This is a genomic window from Sphingobacterium sp. UBA5670, from assembly GCF_002420705.1.
Classification (GTDB): Bacteria; Bacteroidota; Bacteroidia; order Sphingobacteriales; family Sphingobacteriaceae; genus Sphingobacterium.
The window spans coordinates 128,958-149,068 of sequence record NZ_DIIM01000019.1 but is presented as its reverse complement, the minus strand read 5'-3'; the positions used below and the strand labels follow the sequence as shown (position 1 = coordinate 149,068).

The window sequence follows — 20,111 nt, the reverse complement described above, 5'->3', positions numbered from 1 at the left end:
AAATAAACACAAGTGAATAACTATTTACATATGAATTTAAAGAAATCACTATATCTAATCGCTTTGGGCTCATTGCCGCTTATCTCTTTCGCGCAATCCGATACCATTCCGGCAAACTGGTTTAACTTGGATTATAAAACGGATGGGGTAATGGGCATCAGCACGGAAAAAACATATAAGACTTTATTGAAAGGCAGAAAATCCACTCCTGTCATTGTGGGAGTATTGGATGGTGGCGTTGATGTTTATCACGAGGACCTAAAAGACGTCGTCTGGATCAATGCGAAAGATAGTCTTGCAAATGGTATAGATAATGATGGTAATGGCTATATCAATGATAAATACGGCTGGAATTTTATTGGAAACGCTAACGGCAAGGACGTACAGTTCGACAACCTGGAACTGACGCGGCAGCTTCGGATATTGGACAAAAAGTTTGCAAATATTACCCCTGCTACTGAGCTCAACGAAAAAGCCCGGAAAGCGTTCACTAGCTATCAAAAGATGGTCATTGAATATAAAAACAAACTGGAAGAAGCTAAGATGGGACAGTTTTCCTATGATGCGCTCAAGCGCAATATAGATGCTGTCGTTCGTGAAATCGGCAAGAAACCCGAAGACATCACCCAAGAAGATATAGACAATTTCAAAGCTACGACAAACACACAACGCATTGCACTTGGCTACGCAAAGGATGAGATCCAAAACGGTGGCTTTATTAAATTTTTCAATGATATTACCGAAGGTGCGAAATATTTCAACAACCAAGTTGACTATCATCTAAATAAAGACTACGATTCACGTCCTATCGTTGGAGACAACTACGAGGATGCTTCAGAGCGGCACTATGGCAATGCTGATGTAAAGGGTCCGGATGCTTTGCATGGTAGCCATGTAGCCGGAATTATAGGTGCAAAACGCAATAATAATATAGGTATCAATGGTGTGGCAGACAGTGTTAAGATACTTACCGTTAGACTCGTCCCTGATGGTGATGAGCGCGATAAGGATGTGGCAAATGCAATTCGTTATGCCGCTGACAACGGAGCCAAAGTGCTTAACATGAGCTTTGGAAAAGGTTATGCCTATAACAAACAAACGGTAGATGATGCGATCAAATATGCGGAATCAAAAGATGTATTGATGATCCATGCTGCAGGAAATGACAGTGAAGATAACGATATAGAGCCTAATTTTCCGATGAAATATTATACGGACGCAAAGGGTGATACGACTGGGGTTGCTCAGGCCTGGATCACGGTAGGCGCAACGGGCCTTCATCTGGACAATGAGCTGCTGGCCGATTTTTCCAATTATGGCAAAAAAACGGTTGATGTTTTCGCTCCTGGCGTCCATATCAACTCCACAGTACCGGACTCCAAGTACAAAGAAGAACAAGGCACAAGTATGGCCGCACCTGTTGTTGCTGGTCTAGCTGCAATGATCCGTTCCTATTATCCAAATTTAAGTGCTGTTGAAACCAAACAGATTATTATGGAATCGGTGGAAAAGCCAGATCAGCTTGTGCAGGTGAAAATCGGTGAAGATAGCACAAAAACCGTACGGTTAGCAGACATTTCTGTCACCGGGGGGATTGTCAATGCTTATAATGCCATCATAAAAGCAGAAGAATATACCAACAAAAAGAAAAAATAAATATTTTCTCGTTTTTTATACCAAAACTATCTTTTGTCCGTTTAATTAATTAACTTACAGAGACAAAACACAGGATGCTTATGGTAGAAAACTTTACCCAATCAGAAAATGAAGTTCAAAATTTGCTAACCCAAAACGAAAAGGTAATGACAGACGAGGACATAGAAAATGAATTGAAACTTCAATTACCAAAAATGTTGCTTAATCCAAGCAAAAGAAGTATTGAGAATATCTTGGCATATTCCAAACAAATGGAAAAAAGAAAGGCCTAGTCTAGCGATTAGGCCTTATTTCGTTAAACCCAATTTACCCGCTGTTCAGCTGGAACCTGAAATGGTTATTATCTCGCATAGGCTTTGCGATCTAAATCCCATTATTCACGATGTACCGGCTATTGACATCTTTCATCACTCCGTTTAAATTGTCGCAGTTACGGAAAGCAACTCCTTTCACTGTACTTCAAAATTTCTTTTTTGATGGAAATTTTGGCTAGTTTTGAATCAATGTTAAAACAAGAACGATACAAGGCTTTTGTAGACTATTTCTCCAAAAATAGTCCTGACGCACAGACAGAACTCAACTATAGTAATCCGTTTGAATTACTGGTCGCTGTAATTTTATCCGCCCAATGCACCGATAAAAGGATCAACCAAGTCACGCCCAAATTGTTTGCACGCTACCCCGATGCTCATAGTTTAGCCGCTTCCAGCGTGGACGAGGTGTTTAGCTATATACGATCCGTAAGCTATCCGAACAATAAAGCCAAACACCTTGTTGGAATGGCCCAGATGCTGATAGAAAAATTTGACAACATTGTACCGGAAAAAATTGAGGAGCTTGTGAAACTTCCCGGAGTAGGTCGAAAAACTGCTAACGTGATCTCTTCTGTAGTTTATCATAATCCTGCAATGGCTGTAGATACACATGTTTTTCGAGTTGCAAACCGTCTTGGGCTAACCTATCGTGCAACGACGCCATTGGCAGTAGAAAAACAGCTGGTAAAAAATCTGCCCAAAGATACCATTGCCATTGCCCATCACTGGCTTATCTTACACGGGCGTTATATATGCCTGGCCCGAAAACCCCTTTGTGAGAAATGCCCTATCACCTATATGTGCAAATACTTCGAGAAAAATCACCATATAAAAAGTGTTTCAGAGATCCTTGAAACAAAAAACTAATTTTTTTAGTGAAGAATAGTTGGTTTATGATTTTTTATTTTTAATTTTGAGAAATATATACTAAAAATATGAGCAACACAGATAAACTAAAAGCTTTACAGCTGACGTTAGATAAATTGGAAAAGAACTTTGGAAAAGGTTCAATCATGAAGTTAGGAGATACTGCTGTTGAGCCAATCGAGGCGATTTCTACAGGATCTTTAGGTTTGGATATTGCTTTAGGAATTGGCGGTGTGCCAAAAGGCCGTATCATTGAAATCTATGGACCTGAATCTTCAGGTAAAACTACTTTAGCAACACACATTGTTGCCGAAGCACAGAAAAAAGGTGGTATTGCAGCGATCATTGATGCTGAGCATGCTTTTGATAAATATTATGCTCAAAAGTTAGGTGTGGATGTAGAAAACTTATTGATTTCTCAACCAGATAATGGAGAGCAGGGCCTAGAAATTGCAGATAACCTTATCCGTTCAGGTGCAATCGACGTCATCGTTATTGACTCTGTTGCAGCTTTAGTACCAAAAGGTGAAATCGAAGGCGAAATGGGTGATTCTAAAATGGGTCTTCAGGCTCGTTTGATGTCTCAGGCTTTACGTAAGTTAACAGGTACAATTGCAAAAACAAACTGCTGTTGTATTTTCATCAACCAATTGCGTGAAAAAATTGGTGTCATGTTCGGTAACCCAGAAACAACAACAGGTGGTAATGCATTAAAATTCTATGCTTCCGTACGTTTAGATATCCGCCGTACATCACAAATCAAAGACTCTGACGAAGTATCGGGAAACCGTGTCAAAGTGAAAATTGTAAAAAATAAAGTAGCACCTCCATTCCGTATCGCGGAATTTGATATTATCTTCGGTGAAGGTATTTCTAAAGTAGGCGAAATCATCGATTTAGGTGTTGAATATGGCATCATCAAAAAAGCAGGTTCTTGGTTTAGCTATGGCGAAACGAAATTAGGACAAGGTAGAGATGCCGTTAAAGCCTTATTATTCGACAATCCAGATTTAATGGATGAACTTGAGGCAAAAATCCGCGCAGAAGTAACAGGAGAAGATCCACTGCTTCAAATCGAGGAGAACGAAGACTAGTTGCTGTAAAAATTAGTATAATGTAGGTAGCCATCTTGTATAAGATGGCTATTTTTTTTGCGATGAAGTTCAAACTAGACGAAGCTTAAATGATTATTTTGTTACATGTCCAAAGTTTTCAATTTGTACTAATAGATTTTATTATTTTTAGCACGGCGAACTAAAACCGCCTGACATCCAAATGCTAAACTTAATAACAATGAATCGCAAACTCATTCCATTTCTTTTGATACTGCTAGGATCAGTATTTCATCTCCATGCACAAACGATACGAGTACTCTCTTTTAATATTCATCATGGGAATCCACCTGATGAAAAAGAATCTGTTATCAATCTTGACACTATTGCGACGATTATCAAAAATTCAAAGGCGGACCTCGTTGGGCTTCAAGAAATTGATGTCAATCTTGGTCGTTCATATTTTGAAAACCAAGCTAAAAAGCTTGCTGAACTAACAGGCATGCACTATATATTTTCCAAAGGAATAGACCTTGAGAAAGGCGAATATGGCACTGCAATTTTATCTAAGCAGCCAATTGAACGCATAGAGAAACATTTTTTACCGTCTCCAGTGGAGAGTGAAAGACGCAGTTTAGCTGTGATCGAAGTGACGATTCATAAAAAGAAACTTCTATTTGCCAATACGCACCTTGATCTCAGGGATAGAAACAAAATTGAACAGGCAAAATTTATCACCAATCGTTTCAAGAATGAAAAATTACCCGTTATCCTTGTTGGCGATTTAAACTCTGAACCCAAAGATCCCGCAATTACCGAACTTGGCAAAGTATTCACAAAAAGTAATATTGCCAATGGATTCACTTTTCCCCAAGACAAACCCAATACCGAAATCGATTATATTATGATCAATAAAACGGCTAATGCAAAATTCGCCAATCATCGAATTCTGGACGAAAAATACGCTAGTGATCATAGACCCTTATATGTAGAAGTCGATATCAAATAATTTATTGAACCAATTATTATGAATTTTAATAGAAGAAGATTTTTGGAAGCCCTGGCACTGGCTGGGATCACACTGCCCAATATAAGCACCGCAAAAGAGAAAACTGCAGATAATACGGAGGGCGAGTTCAGTTTTGTCGTACCTGCCTATTTGCAAAATCAAACGGAAACAGGCGTCAGTATTTTTACAATTTTGAGCAAAGAGGCTTTTGCTTGGCTCGAAATTCTCGATAACACGGGAAATGTCCAGAAAAAAATCTACCAATCCGAAGATGGGATGATCAATGCAAATACCGACTTTTTTCACTTTGCTATTGAGGACGCTCCCCGATCCTTTCGTTACCGCATCAAGGCGAAAGAAATTCAAAAGTTCGATCCTTATAAAATTGTGTATGGTCAGGAAATAGAAACTCCCATTTTCGAGGCTAAATTAGCCAAAAACAATCAGGAGCAGATTCGTTGTCTCGTATACAACGATGTCCATGAAGAAAAAAGCAGCTACCGCGACCTTATCCCAAATCAGGATATTTCGCCTTACGATTTCTTTGTGATGAATGGAGACTCCTTTCATTATGTTACCAATCAGCAAGATATTACAGAGAAGCTACTAAAGCCAATTGAGTTTTTTGCGACTAGTAAACCATTCATTATGAACCGAGGGAATCACGAAACAAGGGGATCTTTCGCTCGCAATTTCAAACGATATTTTGGTTATCCGGACAATAAATATTATCAAGCTTTTAAAAGAGGGCCTATTTTTTGGATCATGCTGGATAGTGGCGAAGACAAGCCTGACAGCCATGAGGTATATGCCGGAACAGTCGATTACGATAACTATCGAAAAGAACAGGCCAAATGGCTGGAGAAAGTCCTGCAGTCTAAAGAAAGAAAGGCAGCCCAACATACTGTTGTGATTAGCCATATACCAATTTTCCATTCGGATGACTGGCACGGCACCTTGGATAACAGAGCGTGTTTTCATCCCTTATTTCAAAAATATAAAATTGATGTCATGATTTCTGGTCACACACACCAATACGGATACTACCCCGCAGATAAAGACCACAATTACCCTGTATTTATAGGTGGCGGTCCAAAAGCCGGCAAAAGAACGATCATTGATGTAACTGGTACCAATAAATCATTGGCCATACGGATGACCAGAGACGATGGAACAGAATTGGGGCTATTTAAAAAATAGAAAAGGGCGCTTTACAAGCGCCCTTTCATATATTTCACAAGGTAGCTACATACGCTCCCTTATTCTCCTTTTTCCAAGAAAGGATATCTATAATCTGTATCTGGATTAAATGTCTCTTTGATTGTACGTGGAGACACCCAACGAAGCAAGTTGATCATTGAGCCTGCTTTGTCATTGGTACCAGAACCTCTAGCACCACCAAATGGCTGCTGACCTACAACAGCACCGGTACACTTATCGTTCACATAGAAGTTACCCGCAGCATGTCTCAGTTTATCTGTCGCTAAATTAATAGCATAACGGTCTTGTGCAATAATTGAACCTGTCAGCGCGTAAATCGAAGTTCTGTCAACGATATCTAATGTTTCTTCAAACTTAGCATCCTCGTAAACATAGATGGTCAATACTGGTCCGAACAACTCTTCCACCATTGTTTCGTAATCAGGCTTTGATGCTTCAATGATTGTTGGATGAATGAAATAGCCCTTAGATTTATCGTAAGTACCACCGACTACAATTTCCGCATCGCTAGATTCTTTGGCTCTATCGATGTATTTCGCCAACTTATCAAATGATTTCTCATCAATAACAGCATTGATAAAGTTTGTAAAATCTTCTGTTCCACCGATCGTAAATGATTTCACATCGTTGGTCATAGATTCTTTCAATGCTGGCCACAATGATTTAGGAATATAGGCGCGCGATGCTGCAGAACATTTTTGGCCTTGGTATTCAAAGGCACCACGTACCAATGCAGTATTAGCCGCTTTCAAATCTGCGGAAGGATGAACAACGATGAAATCCTTACCACCGGTTTCACCAACGATACGTGGGTAGGTTTTATAACGGTGAATATTGTTACCGATCGTTTTCCAGATGTCCTGGAATACGCCTGTTGAACCTGTGAAGTGGATACCCGCAAAATCAGGGTGTTGGAAAATCACATCACCTGCATCAGGACCAGAAACATAGACCAAGTTGATAACACCATCCGGAAGTCCAGCTTCACGGAAGATTTTCATCAATACATTTGCTGAGTAGATTTGTGTGTTGGATGGTTTCCATACCACAACATTACCCATCATGGCAACACATGAAGGTAAATTACCTGCAATAGCTGTAAAATTGAATGGAGTCAATGCGAATACGAAACCCTCCAGAGGGCGTTGCTCCACACGGTTCCAAACACCTTTTCCAGAAATAGGAGGTTGTTGCTTATAGATTTCAGTCATGTACTGCACATTAAAGCGCAAAAAGTCTGTAATCTCACATGCTGAGTCAATTTCTGCCTGATAGGGGTTTTTAGATTGGCCCAACATAGTCGCAGCATTCAGCTCATAACGGTATTTTCCAGAAATCAATTCAGCAGCTTTTAAGAATATCGCCGCACGATCTTCCCATGTAAGATTTTCCCAATCTTTTTTTGCAGCTAAAGCGGCATTGATTGCATCTGTTACGTGAGATTTATCACCTTGGTTGTATTGACCTAAAATATGTTGATGGTCATGTGGAGGAGCTATTGTTACTTTTTTAGAAGTAGTGATTTCTTTACCGCCAATATACATTGGGATATCGATCTGTTTTGAACGTGCCTCATCAATTGCTGCTTTCAACAATTTGCGTTCTTTCGTTCCGACAGCGTAAGTGTACACCGGTTCATTGGTAGGAACTGGAACTGTAAAAAATCCTTTAGACATATTACAATTATTTATTATTCATCCAAAAATGCTATTTATGTATCATGAAGCGATCACGTTTATTCATCCCATTATCAGGCATGAGAAACCATGGTTTCGACTTATTAGCAGGATACTAAATAGCGCTAATAGAAGTAAAATTACCTCAAATTTTACGAATACCCAAAGTTACTGTCCCTCTTTGAGCACCTTGGAAAAGATACGTTTAAATTTTTCCAATTTTGGTTTAATGACTAATTGACAGTAAGGTTCTTTTCCATTTAACCGATAATAATCCTGATGATAGTCTTCTGCTGGATAAAATACCGTCGCCGTAACTACTTCGGTTACAATAGGTTTATTGTAAACCTTCTCTTTTTCTAAAGCCGAAAGATAATACTGTGTCTTGTCAAGCTGTTCTTTATTGTGCACAAAAATAGCTGAACGATATTGCGTACCAACATCGTTTCCTTGTCGATTGAGTTCGGTAGGGTCATGTGCTACGAAAAAAGCTTCCAATAGCTTATCGTAACTGATCACATTGGGATCAAAAATAATATTAGTCGCTTCGGCATGCCCTGTACTTCCAGTACAAACTTGGGCATAGGTCGGATTTTTGACCCATCCTCCAGTATATCCTGAGACAACATTTACAACACCTTTCAGTTCTTTAAACTGAGCTTCGGTACACCAAAAACAGCCTGCAGCAAATGTTGCTGTATCCTGCTTCGCTGTATTTTTTGCCGGCAATTTTGAGAAGTCTGTTTTCTTTACTTGCTTTTCCTTTCCCTGACAGGAAGTAAAGACAAGAATTGCCACTATAATTATATATAGATTTTTCATGTATTTAATTGTCAATTTGCTTGTCCGGCTAACCATTCTTGATTTCAACCAGACGCCCGGTTAATGCAAGAAATACAAAAAATGCCTGAGTTCACTGAAACAAAACTTTCATGATTTTGCAGATACCAATAGTAATGAAATCGAACTGAATGTTCTTACTGGCTAATAACATCAGACACTTTCAAAAAAAAAGCGACAATAAATAAATTGTCGCTTTTCTGATTTGCTATCAAATGATCAATTATTTTGCAGCAGCATAGTTTTGTGCTACGGCATCCCAATTGATAACATTAAAAATTTCTTCTAAATATGCTGGACGCTTGTTTTGGAACTTCAAATAATATGCATGCTCCCACACGTCGATACCTAAGATAGGAGTTCCTTTTACTTCAGCGACATCCATCAATGGATTGTCTTGGTTTGGTGTAGAAGTTACGGCTAATTTACCGTCAGCACCAACGATTAACCAAGCCCATCCTGATCCAAAGCGAGTTGCACCTGCTGCCTGAAGTTGTTTTTTCAACTCATCAAATGAACCAAAAGTAGCATTAATTGCATCCGCTAATTCACCTGTTGGAGCGCCACCAGCATTTGGACCTAAAACTTTCCAAAACAAAGAGTGGTTATAGTGACCACCACCATTGTTACGTACTGCTGCTGAATATTTACTTACGTTTTTGATGATATCTAATAAAGATAGATTCTCTGCGTCTGTTCCTGCGATCGCTTTATTTAAGTTATCCACATATGCCTGATGGTGTCTGTCATGGTGGATTTCCATTGTAGTTTTGTCAATATGTGGTTCCAATGCGTCGGCTGCGTATGGTAACGCTTCTAATTCAAATGCCATATCTATTTTAATTTAAATGTTTATTACTTCGTTTATACATACAAATATAACACAATATACACGGTTATGTTTTTATGTGTTACAATAAATTCGTTATTTCATTACCGTTTTTGACGAAAAAATGATTTTACCAAATCTGCACATTCTTCCCGCAGAACACCATGGGTAATAACGGTTTTTGGGTGCAATATTTTATCATGAAAATGAGAGTAGCCCCGCTTTTCATCTTTTGCCCCATAGACTATTTTCCCGATATGTGTCCAATATGCTGCTCCGGCACACATAATACAAGGTTCTATAGTAACATATAGTGTACATTCATCAAGGTATTTGCCGCCGAGATAATTTGCAGCAGCTGTAAAAGCTTGCATTTCGGCATGCGCGGTCACATCATTTAATCGTTGTGTTAGATTATGCCCCTTCCCTATGACACGCCCGCGATGTACGATAACAGCCCCAATCGGCACCTCTCCTTCCGCATAAGCAATTTTCGCTTCATTCAATGCCATCCGCATAAATGATTCGTCACTATCGATCAGTTGTGTTCCTTCAAAATCTATAAATGTCATGACACAAACTTAGCTAAGTTTAGATCCATTTGGTAATTTTTTATCAACAGAGGTCAAAACAATATCCCCATTTTCATCTGGGAAACCTGTTACTAGACATTCTGAGAAAAAATTGGCAATCTGTTTTTTAGGGAAATTCACGACTGCCACCACTTGCTTTCCGATCAGTTCTTCTTTGCTGTAGTGTACTGTAATCTGGGCACTGCTTTGCAATATCCCTATTTCATCGCCAAAATCGAGTTTCAACTGATAGGCCGGTTTTTTAGCTTTTGGAAAATCCTGGACATCCAGAATTGTTGCTACCCTTAAATCCACTTTCTCAAAATCGCCCCAGCTAATGGTATTACTCATAATCTATTGCTACTGATATCCTGAATCTCTTTACCTATTGTAAATAAAATATATGAAGGTTTCCGTCCTAGACGTAATGATAATCTACTGATCAATTTATCTTCTTCTCCTGCTTGAAAAGCTAAATCTTCGTCACTTAAATGGTTGTACTTGCGACGGAGTTTTTCCTTGGCTACTTGCCATTGTTCTTCGTTAATTTTCAGCATAACTAAGATTTAGGTATAAAATTTGTATATCTTTACTGAACTGTAAAAGTTTGTTTAAAGATACAATATATACATAAATAAAAGATTATGAAAAAGATTTTACCAGCATTACTTTTGATTTGTGGTAGCGTAGCAACTGCACAGGCGCAGCTTCTGCCTGGATTTGAGGTGGGTGTAAAAGGAGGGTTAAACTTCTCTAAGCTTAAAAGCGATGGCAAATATTTCAATTCAGACACAAAAGCTGGCTACCAAGCGGGTCTTTATGGTCGTGTTGGCGTATTGGGATTCCATATTCAGCCGGAGGTTTATTTAACAGGTAAAAACACGACTGTGAAAGCAGAGAATGGTGAATCGACAGATGTTAAGTTTACAACAGTTGATGTTCCTGTATTATTAGGTAAACGCTTTGGCTTAGGTCCTATTGGAGCACGGATCCAAACAGGTCCAATATTTTCATTTAAAGTAGATGACAAGCAAGATAAGGTCATCGACCAATTGAACCCAAATAACTACAAAAAAAGCGGCACTTCATGGGCCTTCGGTGTAGGTGCTGACATTTCAAGCTTACGTGTCGATGTAAGATACGAAATGGGCCTAAACAAAGTCAACAACGAGAGTCAGGCAAATCCAAAAATCAACATGTGGAGTATCGGTTTAGGGTATAGATTATTCAGTATTCTATAGTACTTTAACCACTGTTCATATACCGTTAGAAAGTCCGTTTTTATTCAAAACGGACTTTTTATTTCAATAAACTTTAGAACCGTTCTAAATTGTTGCTTTTTCTTGTCAAAATGGTATCATATTTAATAGCAAATAGTAGATTTGCCTAATTAAAATTAAATTACAAGGATAATGAGTAAATCAAAGCCAGTTTTCAGTTCTTCGATTGGGAAGAAGCTAATCATGAGCTTAACAGGAATCTTCCTATGTTTATTCCTAGTTGTTCACTTGGTTGGTAACTTGCAATTATTTAAAGATGATGCGGGTCTAGCGTTCAACAAGTACGCCTATTTTATGACTCACTTTACACCAATCAAAGTTGTTTCTTACTTATTGTATGCTTCGGTAATTGTTCACGTCATCTACGCTATTACATTGTCGATGAAAAACAAGGCCGCTCGTCCTATTGGTTATGCCAAATATGATGGTCAAGCAAACAGCAAGTGGAATTCACGCAACATGGGTATTTTAGGTACTGTCATTTTAGTATTCTTAGCTACGCACATGTCTAATTTTTGGTGGAAGTTTCACAATGATGAAGTGCCGTACATCGAATACCGTACTGATTTGGCAACTGGACAAACCACAGCGCGCGAACTTCAAGCTTCTGAATTCCACGACTACCAAGAAACGGTAGAAAACAATGTTCAAATCTTGAAAGCGAGAGATTTGTACAAACAAGTTGACTTTGCATTCAAAAATGTTGCATTGGTAGCTTTGTATGTGATTGCTATGGCAGCTTTGGCGTTCCACTTAATTCATGGTTTCCAATCTGCATTCCAAACTCTAGGTTTTAACCACAGAAGATATATTGGAATCATCAGAGCAATCGGTGTTTGGGTATTTGGGGTATTAATTCCAATTGGCTTTGCAATAATGCCGTTGTTTTTCTTCTTTAAATAATTCGGAATCTTTTAAGATAAAGCTTAGGTTTTATCGATCAATATAAAATTAAGAGATATGTTAGATTCAAAAGTACCAGCGGGCCCATTAGCCCAAAAGTGGTCAAATCATAAATTTAATCTTAAGTTGGTTAACCCTGCTAACAAACGTAAATTTACCGTTATTGTTGTTGGTACAGGTCTTGCTGGTGCATCTGCAGCAGCATCTTTAGCTGAATTAGGATATAATGTAATTACATTCTGTTATCAAGATTCACCTCGTCGTGCACACTCTATTGCAGCACAAGGTGGTATTAATGCAGCAAAGAGCTACCAAAATGATGGTGACTCTGTTTTCCGCTTATTTTATGACACCATCAAAGGTGGTGACTACCGTTCACGCGAAGCAAACGTTTATCGTTTGGCTGAAGTATCTGTAAACATCATCGACCAATGTGTTGCTCAAGGTGTTCCATTTGCACGTGAATACGGAGGTTTATTAGACAACCGTTCTTTCGGTGGTGCACAGGTAAGCCGTACGTTTTATGCCCGTGGTCAAACTGGACAACAATTGTTGTTGGGTGCTTATTCAGCATTAAACCGCCAGATTAAAAAAGGAAAAGTAAAATCTTATACTCGTCATGAGATGTTAGACCTTGTTATGATCGACGGTCATGCAAAAGGTATCGTAACTCGTGACTTAGTTTCAGGTAAAGTCGAAACACATGCTGCGCACGCTGTATTGATGTGTACAGGTGGTTACGGTAACGTATTCTTCTTGTCTACAAATGCAATGGGTTGTAATGTGACAGCAGCATGGAGAGCTCACAAACGTGGTGCTTACTTCGCTAATCCTTGTTACACACAAATTCACCCAACTTGTATCCCGGTAACAGGAGATCACCAATCTAAATTGACATTGATGTCCGAGTCTTTACGTAATGACGGTCGTGTATGGGTTCCTAAAACTCAAGAGATGGCTGAAAGATTACGTAAAGGTGAGATCAAAGCCAACGATATCAAAGAAGACGACAGAGATTACTTCTTGGAGCGTAAATATCCTTCATTCGGTAACTTGGTACCTCGTGACGTGGCATCCCGTAATGCAAAAGAAGCTGTTGATGATGGTCGTGGTGTTGGTAAGACTGGTTTCGCTGTATTCTTGGATTTCAAAGAAGCTATTGGCCGTTTAGGCGAAGATGCTGTACGTGCTAAATATGGTAACTTATTTGACATGTACTACCAAATCACTGACGAGAATCCTTACAAACAGCCAATGCGTATCTACCCAGCTGTTCACTATACAATGGGTGGTGTTTGGGTTGATTATAACTTGATGACAACAATCCCTGGTCTGTATGCTTTAGGGGAATGTAACTTCTCTGACCACGGTGCAAACCGCTTAGGTGCTTCGGCGTTGATGCAAGGTCTTGCTGATGGTTATTTCGTAATTCCTTACACTGTGGGTGATTACTTAGCTAAATTAGGTTCATTCGCACCAGTAGATCACAGCCACCCTGCTTTCGAATCTACACGTAAGGAAGTTGAGGAGAAAATCAACAAATTGTTGGCTTTAAACGGTACACAAACTGTCGATGACATCCACAAGAAACTAGGTCTTATCATGTGGGAATATTGTGGTATGGCTCGTACAGCTGAAGGACTACAAAAAGCACAAGGTTTGATCCAAGAATTGAAAAAAGAATTTTGGACAAATGTTAGAGTTCTAGGAGAGAACGAAGAATTAAATCTTTCTTTAGAAAAAGCTGGCCGCGTAGCTGACTTCTTAGAATTGGGTGAGTTAATGGTTGTTGATGCATTGCAACGCGCTGAGTCTTGTGGTGGTCACTTCCGTTTGGAAAGTCAAACCGAAGAAGGTGAAGCAAAACGTAATGACGAGGAATTCGCTTATGTATCTGCTTGGGAATACAAAGGAGACAATGTTCCTGAGGAATTACACAAGGAAGACTTGGTATTCGAGAACGTTCAGTTAACACAAAGAAGTTATAAATAAGAAGGAAAATTATCATGGCACAACATATGAATTTAACGCTGAAAGTTTGGCGTCAAAAAAATGATAAAGATAAAGGTCAATTTGTAACTTATCAGGCAAACGACATCGCTGATGATATGTCTTTCTTAGAGATGCTTGATATTGTGAATGAGGAATTGACACGTAAAGGTGAAGACCCTGTATATTTCGACCACGACTGTCGTGAAGGTATCTGTGGGATGTGTTCATTAGTAATCAATGGTCGCCCTCACGGTCCTAAAGAAGGTACAACAACTTGTCAATTGCACATGCGTAGCTTCCACGACGGACAAACTATCGTAATTGAACCTTGGAGAGCTGCTGCATTCCCAGTATTGAAAGACCTTGCGGTTGACCGTACTTCATTTGACCGTATTCAACAAGCAGGTGGATATGTAAATATCAATACAGGTGGTGTTCCTGATGCAAACGTTATTCCGATTCCAAAACGTATTGCTGACGAAGCTTTCGAATCAGCAACATGTATCGGTTGCGGTGCTTGCGTCGCAGCTTGTAAAAATGCTTCGGCCATGTTATTCGTATCTGCAAAGGTATCTCAATTTGCCTTGTTACCTCAAGGTCAAACTGAGCGTTATGAACGTGCACAAGCGATGGTAGATCAAATGGATGCGGAAGGTTTCGGTAACTGTACCAACACTGGTGCTTGTGAAGCTGAATGTCCTGTAGGCATCAAATTAACAAACATTGCTCGCTTAAATCGTGAGTACTTGACTGCCAAAATCTTCAGACAAGAAGAACCACACGCTTAATAAGCAATTAAAATCCTTCGTGCTTTCACTAGCATCAACAGCTAAAGAAACCGATTGAAGATTCTTTCTAGCCGATTAAAATAGGCTATTCAGGAAAATAATATAAAAGTCCTTGCCCTAAGAAAGCAAGGACTTTTTTTTATATTTACAATAATGTAAATTGACGAACGTGAATTCTGGTATAAAAATTCGATTACTCCTACTCATTCTGACTTTATGCTTTATAGGAACAGCTATTACCATTAAAGAATCTGTTACCAATAAGGAAATACTAGACATTGACACAAAATCGCTCAATGATTATATCGCCCAACAAGAGAAAAAAGTTGATCGTATCTTTAATGATTCACTACTTCTCAAAACATTTAAAAATTACGATCAGTATCCCATAGCCGTCTATCAAGCATTCGAAAAGTTTAAAAACAATGAAAAGGTGTATCTATTCCTCTTTAAGGACCATCAGCCGAAAATGTGGAGCACACATCTTTTTGTCCCTATCACAGATCAGGGTTTTTTAGAGAAATCCAATTTTATTCAAGATGATAACCGCTCCTATGTCGTACGTAAGAAGACGATCGGCAATATCAGTATACTTGCTTATATCCTTGTAAAAGGATATACAAACAACAATAATCCTTACTTAAATAGTTCATTGAAGCGAAACTTCTTTGACTCCAGAAATATTGATATTGCCTCCTATACCGATACAGTCACTATTAAAAATATCTATAGCAATGAAGGATCTTACCTATTCTCGGTTAAGCTAAAAGATGGAGAACATGAAAATGCCTATACGATTTTGCAATTCTTCTGCTGGCTGCTGGCTTGGATTGCTTTATTGATTTTCTTTAATAGCCTTTGTCTTCATATGGCCAAGACTGGTCGAGCCTGGTGGTCCGCCCTCCTACTTTTATCGGTATTTAGTCTTGTCAAATTTGCCGATCTTAAATGGAACTTGCTTTCCGAAAACGCAACATTTTCGATTTTCGACTCGCGTAATTATGCTTATAATCGCTTCTTTCCCAATATATGGTCCGTGATGTCGACCACCATATTGGTACTGTGGCTCATTCTCTTTATCTATTCAATTCGTAAAGAGCTGAATTTTGACAAAATAAAAAACATCCGGCTCTTTAGGATTCCAATCGCCATCGGATTTATATTAAGCATCTACCTATCTTTTGGCCTCTTGTATGATATTGCGGGGACATTGATTACCCATTCCAACAATATCTATTTTGATTTCACAAAACTGGTCGATTTGCGTTTCCTAAGCTGGGTAGATCTCGGTATTGTTGGACTCGGTATTTTAGCCTTGAGTATCTATATCGATCTCGTCCTATTTTTTCTTAAAAAACTGGAGTTAAAACCGACACAGCTCCTCAACATTCAATTGGCTTGTGTCATTTTTGTCATTCTGATCATTTCCTTCTATATCGAGAAAAACAGTCTGGTCAACTTGCTACTCGCACTAATCATCCTGATTAAATCTTTTGGCGAGAAGTATTTTGACCGCCATATACTAACAAATTATATCGCCGTCTTGATACTCTGGGCGATTATCAGTGCGATCACGCATGCGCGCTTCTACCAGGAGCGGAATCTGATCGACATGAAGATCTTGTTGAGCAATCTGCAATCAGAAGATGATGTTAACGCTGTTTCCCTTTTCTCTGATATCGAAAGCAGCATCGCCAACGATAAAGAGCTAAAGCATCTATTCAATATAAGCCTTCCATATACCAATACGGAAGGAATCAACGATTTTATCAAGAAAAAGTACTTTAGTGGTTATCTCTCCAAATATGAGTTCAAAGCGTATTATTATGATCAAAACAATATTCCGCTCAATCCAGCTAGCCAGAATAGGATCAATGAATACAGAGAAAAGGTCATCAATAAATCGATAAAAGTAACCCAAAACTTTTATCGTGCCAGTGCTGAATTGGGAACTCATGAATATTTTTCCATTATTCCCGTGGCTATTGATCAAAATAGAATTGTTAATGTCATTATCAATCTGTCCAATAAAGACTTTAGCTATACTGTCCCTTATCCTGAAATCCTCACGGATATGCGGATCAACAATTCGCAGTATTATAATAAAGGGGATTATTCAATAGCCCTCTATAAAGGAGGCTCCCTGATTACACAATTTGGGAAATATACCTACGAGAATAATCTAAGGGGACTCAAGGGGGCTCCGGGTGAATATATCGAGGTACTGGACCGGGATGCTTATCTGCATATGGCTTATGTCGCCAATAAATTCTCGACATACGTGATTAGCAAAGAGAAACCTTCCTTCTGGGATTACCTCGCGACGACTTCATTTCTGTTCCTGGTATTTTTCATGATTTTTATGTTTTTTCATTTCATAAAATCATTCTATATCTTTCTCAAAAATACCAAACTTACTTTCCGTAATTTAAAATACCAATTTTACAAAATAGTCAATAAAATACAGTACTCTACACGTATTCAGACATCAATTATCTCCTCCGTTATCCTGGCTATTCTTATATCGGCCGTGATTTCCTATATCAGCATCAATAAACAACTTTACAATAACAATAAAGCCAATAAGGAACGTTTTATTATTGAACTTGGCAAGCGGATGGAAAATATGCTGACCTATACGGATGAAACTTCCAATGAGACGCAGCTCATCAGTATGCTCAAAACACTCTCTGAAACGATCTCCAAAGACTTCAACCTCTATTCTAAATCAGGCAGATTGCTTTATAGCTCTCAGCGCAGAATTTACGATCTGGAGCTTTTCTCGACTTTCATTAATCCAGCAGCGTTAAAGAATCTTTCCATATTAAAAAAATCAGAGACAATTGAAGACGAGCGGATAGGTACTTTCCAATTTGAGACCAGTTATGCGACGATCAGGGACAAAAATTATAATACGTTGGCGTATATTGGAATTCCGAATTTCTCGCTCCAGAAAGAAGAAAATATCAATAAAAATCTTCTTTTAAATACGATTGTGAATATCTATTCGCTAATCATCATCGGTTTTGGTTTTTATGCGACCTTCGTCGCCAATAGTGTCACCAATCCATTAAGCATCATCAGTAAAAAGATTTCACAGCTACGTCTGGGACAGCCCAATGAGCCACTCTTTTGGCAACGAAATGATGAAATAGGCACATTGATCAAAGAATACAATCTCATGATCATCAAACTGGAGGACTATGCGAACAAGATCAAAGATACGGAGCGCGAGTCTACCTGGCGTGAGATGGCACAACAGATCGCACATGAGATCAAAAATCCCCTAACACCAATGAAATTAGGTATTCAGCAACTCCGAAGGTCGTACAAAGACGATGACCCTAAATTTCCGGATCGTTTCAATAAATTCTCTACCTCATTCATTGAGCAAATCGATGCATTGACACATATCGCATCGGAATTTTCGCATTTTGCCAAATTTCCAAATACGGTTATGGAAAACATCAATATTATAGAGAAAGTAACAAAGTCCATTTCCTTGTACAACAATACACCAAATGTAAGTATTCGTCTCATTAACAATGCTGATCATAAGACACTTATTGTCAAAGCTGATGGTAATGAGCTATTGAGAACCTTCAACAATTTGATCAAAAATGCAATTGAAGGTGGTTATGGCCGAAAAAATATGAAGATAGAAATCTCCATTGAGCGCTACTCGGACAAATTTGTCAAGATAGATATCAAAGATAATGGCTATGGCATTCCCAAAGAAATGCAGGATAAGATATTTCAGATTAATTTCACCACAAAAAGTTCGGGAAATGGTTTAGGGCTGGTTCTGGTCAAGAAAACAATCGAAGCGAGCAATGGGCAGATCTATTTCGAGACAGTTGAGGGTGAAGGAACAACATTTCATATACTGCTTCCCTTGCAACAGATAGAGTCTTAATAGCAGCAAAATCATAGTCAGCATCATTATAGAATAACTATGCAATACCACGAGCTTGTCGGTCCAATAACAACCTATCGCTCAAAATCCATCCTTTGATGATCATTCTGTTCATTGACGGATAACTACAGGATATCGTACGTAAATAAAAAAGCTCTTTGAATTTCTTCAGAGAGCTTTTTATTTAGCTGTTTATCTGTTTTAACGCAATACAATGGTAGATCGTCCCATGATTGCATTATCTTCATATAACAATACGGTATAGGCACCTTTAGAAAATCCGTCTTCTGCAGCCCAGTATACGATATAATCTTCGCCTTTATTGGTAAATAAGATGTTGTGCTTAAAGGTATATTGCAATTTTTCGCCGTGTACAAAGAAGATATTATCTCCCTGTACAACCAGGTTTCCTTGGGGATCGATAATTCGGACAAATATATCACGTTCACCACTTTTAGCTAAGGGGTTATCTGCGATTGTAAAATTAATCTTTAACCTATCGATTTTTTTTGCACGCTCTTCAACAAATTCCTTTCCATTCTTTTTAACTTCAAGCCCATTGATACTAATACTTGACACTTTTAGTGCTGAAGCAGTCGCCACTTTCTCTTTCAGCTCTGAATTTGAGGTAACCAAAGAAGTGATTTGTTTTTCCTTTTCAACGACTGATTCGTTTAAATTGGAGTTTTGCTTCGATAAAATTTGGTTTTCCTGAATTAGACGTTGTACATTGACACGATAAGTATCTACCTGCTTTTTAAGCTGATTGATCTTATGTTGCGCTTCATCAATATCTTTTGGAGTAATACTTTTATTTTCAAGCTTTTTACGAAGCTCCGCAATCTCTGCTCTGGAATCATCTTTCTGCACGGTCATCTCTGGCGTCAACTGAACATTTTCTACATCAATCTTATCCAATTCAGCTTCTATGCGGTCGATCTGTACCTGAAGATTTTCCTTTTCTACTGTAAGCGTATAGACCTTTTCACCGTTGGTCTTAAACTTAACATAAAAATATATGTTCGTTGCAAGCAATGCGGCTATAGCAATGATAAAGAAGTAGATCTTTGAGGAATCTTTCTTCTTTTCTTCTTCTTGCTTACTTGAAACAACTTCTGAATTCATCATAATATACTGTCATCATAGGTATAAATTTATACCAATAAATGTTTAAACAAAAATTATTCCAGTTTTAT

Annotated in this window: 18 protein-coding genes; 11 read left to right on the top strand and 7 right to left on the bottom strand. The window is 38.5% G+C overall.

From position 1 onward, the window contains the following. Positions 1-30 precede the first annotated feature (30 nt). The 6 genes from B3C94_RS16680 (at position 31) to B3C94_RS16655 (ending at position 6,098) form a co-directional block, all read left to right on the top strand. Positions 31-1,656 (top strand): S8 family serine peptidase, encoded by a 1,626-nt coding sequence (locus B3C94_RS16680; RefSeq protein ID WP_293905663.1) that lies wholly within the window; start codon positions 31-33, stop codon positions 1,654-1,656. Between the two features lie 80 nt (positions 1,657-1,736). After that, a complete protein-coding gene (locus B3C94_RS16675; RefSeq protein WP_293905661.1) occupies positions 1,737-1,928 on the top strand; it encodes a hypothetical protein in 192 nt (63 codons plus the stop codon). 231 nt (positions 1,929-2,159) lie between these two features. Then, entirely contained in the window at positions 2,160-2,837 is a 678-nt protein-coding gene (gene nth, locus B3C94_RS16670) for an endonuclease III (protein WP_293905659.1), read from the top strand. Positions 2,838-2,905: 68 nt separating this feature from the next. After that, positions 2,906-3,931 carry a recombinase RecA gene (gene recA / locus B3C94_RS16665; protein ID WP_293905656.1) on the top strand — a complete coding sequence of 342 codons (1,026 nt, stop codon included), beginning with the start codon at positions 2,906-2,908 and terminating at the stop codon, positions 3,929-3,931. Positions 3,932-4,130: 199 nt separating this feature from the next. Beyond that, entirely contained in the window at positions 4,131-4,898 is a 768-nt protein-coding gene (locus B3C94_RS16660) for an endonuclease/exonuclease/phosphatase family protein (protein WP_293905653.1), read from the top strand. Positions 4,899-4,916: 18 nt separating this feature from the next. Then, entirely contained in the window at positions 4,917-6,098 is a 1,182-nt protein-coding gene (locus B3C94_RS16655) for a metallophosphoesterase family protein (protein WP_293905650.1), read from the top strand. A 59-nt stretch (positions 6,099-6,157) separates the two neighbouring features. Here the strand turns inward: B3C94_RS16655 and pruA are convergent, their stop codons facing one another. The 6 genes from pruA to B3C94_RS16625 form a co-directional block, all read right to left on the bottom strand. After that, complete coding sequence (pruA, locus tag B3C94_RS16650; protein WP_293905648.1) at positions 6,158-7,795, bottom strand: L-glutamate gamma-semialdehyde dehydrogenase; 1,638 nt, start codon at positions 7,793-7,795, stop codon at positions 6,158-6,160. A gap of 168 nt (positions 7,796-7,963) precedes the next feature. Further along, on the bottom strand, positions 7,964-8,617 hold the full coding sequence (gene msrA / locus B3C94_RS16645) for a peptide-methionine (S)-S-oxide reductase MsrA (protein ID WP_293905646.1): 654 nt from the start codon (positions 8,615-8,617) through the stop codon (positions 7,964-7,966). 241 nt (positions 8,618-8,858) lie between these two features. Then, complete coding sequence (locus B3C94_RS16640) at positions 8,859-9,467, bottom strand: superoxide dismutase (protein WP_293905644.1); 609 nt, start codon at positions 9,465-9,467, stop codon at positions 8,859-8,861. 101 nt (positions 9,468-9,568) lie between these two features. Continuing rightward, positions 9,569-10,036 carry a nucleoside deaminase gene (locus B3C94_RS16635; RefSeq protein WP_293905642.1) on the bottom strand — a complete coding sequence of 156 codons (468 nt, stop codon included), beginning with the start codon at positions 10,034-10,036 and terminating at the stop codon, positions 9,569-9,571. Between the two features lie 9 nt (positions 10,037-10,045). Then, on the bottom strand, positions 10,046-10,387 hold the full coding sequence (locus B3C94_RS16630; protein ID WP_293905640.1) for a tRNA-binding protein: 342 nt from the start codon (positions 10,385-10,387) through the stop codon (positions 10,046-10,048). Further along, the gene (locus B3C94_RS16625; RefSeq protein ID WP_293905638.1) at positions 10,384-10,593 is read right to left on the bottom strand and encodes a hypothetical protein; all 210 of its coding nucleotides are present in this window, start codon (positions 10,591-10,593) and stop codon (positions 10,384-10,386) included. The genes B3C94_RS16630 and B3C94_RS16625 overlap by 4 nt, the downstream gene beginning before the upstream one ends. Before the next feature lie 87 nt (positions 10,594-10,680). Between B3C94_RS16625 and B3C94_RS16620 the strand changes: the two genes are divergently transcribed. The 5 genes from B3C94_RS16620 (at position 10,681) to B3C94_RS16600 (ending at position 18,915) form a co-directional block, all read left to right on the top strand. Beyond that, positions 10,681-11,277, top strand: coding sequence for a porin family protein (locus B3C94_RS16620; RefSeq protein WP_075990895.1), 597 nt, complete (start codon positions 10,681-10,683; stop codon positions 11,275-11,277). 171 nt (positions 11,278-11,448) lie between these two features. Continuing rightward, on the top strand, positions 11,449-12,219 hold the full coding sequence (locus B3C94_RS16615) for a succinate dehydrogenase cytochrome b subunit (RefSeq protein WP_046674909.1): 771 nt from the start codon (positions 11,449-11,451) through the stop codon (positions 12,217-12,219). 57 nt (positions 12,220-12,276) lie between these two features. Further along, on the top strand, positions 12,277-14,211 hold the full coding sequence (locus tag B3C94_RS16610) for a fumarate reductase/succinate dehydrogenase flavoprotein subunit (protein WP_293905634.1): 1,935 nt from the start codon (positions 12,277-12,279) through the stop codon (positions 14,209-14,211). Positions 14,212-14,225: 14 nt separating this feature from the next. Beyond that, a complete protein-coding gene (locus tag B3C94_RS16605) occupies positions 14,226-14,999 on the top strand; it encodes a succinate dehydrogenase/fumarate reductase iron-sulfur subunit (protein WP_293905632.1) in 774 nt (257 codons plus the stop codon). A gap of 169 nt (positions 15,000-15,168) precedes the next feature. Continuing rightward, entirely contained in the window at positions 15,169-18,915 is a 3,747-nt protein-coding gene (locus B3C94_RS16600; protein WP_293905630.1) for a HAMP domain-containing sensor histidine kinase, read from the top strand. Between the two features lie 201 nt (positions 18,916-19,116). Here B3C94_RS16600 and B3C94_RS16595 read toward each other — a convergent pair whose 3' ends face one another. After that, positions 19,117-20,043 (bottom strand): hypothetical protein, encoded by a 927-nt coding sequence (locus B3C94_RS16595; RefSeq protein ID WP_293905628.1) that lies wholly within the window; start codon positions 20,041-20,043, stop codon positions 19,117-19,119. Between the last annotated feature and the right edge of the window lie 68 nt (positions 20,044-20,111).

What these genes read in the sequence shown, in the direction of transcription:
- B3C94_RS16660 (WP_293905653.1), top strand. Translation starts at nt 4,131, where the DNA reads ATGAATCGCAAACTCATTCCATTTCTTTTGATACTGCTAGGATCAGTA.
- B3C94_RS16640 (WP_293905644.1), bottom strand. Translation starts at nt 9,467, where the DNA reads ATGGCATTTGAATTAGAAGCGTTACCATACGCAGCCGACGCATTGGAA.
- B3C94_RS16630 (WP_293905640.1), bottom strand. Translation starts at nt 10,387, where the DNA reads ATGAGTAATACCATTAGCTGGGGCGATTTTGAGAAAGTGGATTTAAGG.
- nth (WP_293905659.1), top strand. Translation starts at nt 2,160, where the DNA reads ATGTTAAAACAAGAACGATACAAGGCTTTTGTAGACTATTTCTCCAAA.
- B3C94_RS16615 (WP_046674909.1), top strand. Translation starts at nt 11,449, where the DNA reads ATGAGTAAATCAAAGCCAGTTTTCAGTTCTTCGATTGGGAAGAAGCTA.
- B3C94_RS16655 (WP_293905650.1), top strand. Translation starts at nt 4,917, where the DNA reads ATGAATTTTAATAGAAGAAGATTTTTGGAAGCCCTGGCACTGGCTGGG.
- B3C94_RS16635 (WP_293905642.1), bottom strand. Translation starts at nt 10,036, where the DNA reads ATGACATTTATAGATTTTGAAGGAACACAACTGATCGATAGTGACGAA.
- recA (WP_293905656.1), top strand. Translation starts at nt 2,906, where the DNA reads ATGAGCAACACAGATAAACTAAAAGCTTTACAGCTGACGTTAGATAAA.
- pruA (WP_293905648.1), bottom strand. Translation starts at nt 7,795, where the DNA reads ATGTCTAAAGGATTTTTTACAGTTCCAGTTCCTACCAATGAACCGGTG.
- B3C94_RS16675 (WP_293905661.1), top strand. Translation starts at nt 1,737, where the DNA reads ATGGTAGAAAACTTTACCCAATCAGAAAATGAAGTTCAAAATTTGCTA.
- B3C94_RS16620 (WP_075990895.1), top strand. Translation starts at nt 10,681, where the DNA reads ATGAAAAAGATTTTACCAGCATTACTTTTGATTTGTGGTAGCGTAGCA.
- B3C94_RS16605 (WP_293905632.1), top strand. Translation starts at nt 14,226, where the DNA reads ATGGCACAACATATGAATTTAACGCTGAAAGTTTGGCGTCAAAAAAAT.
- msrA (WP_293905646.1), bottom strand. Translation starts at nt 8,617, where the DNA reads ATGAAAAATCTATATATAATTATAGTGGCAATTCTTGTCTTTACTTCC.
- B3C94_RS16595 (WP_293905628.1), bottom strand. Translation starts at nt 20,043, where the DNA reads ATGATGAATTCAGAAGTTGTTTCAAGTAAGCAAGAAGAAGAAAAGAAG.
- B3C94_RS16680 (WP_293905663.1), top strand. Translation starts at nt 31, where the DNA reads ATGAATTTAAAGAAATCACTATATCTAATCGCTTTGGGCTCATTGCCG.
- B3C94_RS16610 (WP_293905634.1), top strand. Translation starts at nt 12,277, where the DNA reads ATGTTAGATTCAAAAGTACCAGCGGGCCCATTAGCCCAAAAGTGGTCA.
- B3C94_RS16625 (WP_293905638.1), bottom strand. Translation starts at nt 10,593, where the DNA reads ATGCTGAAAATTAACGAAGAACAATGGCAAGTAGCCAAGGAAAAACTC.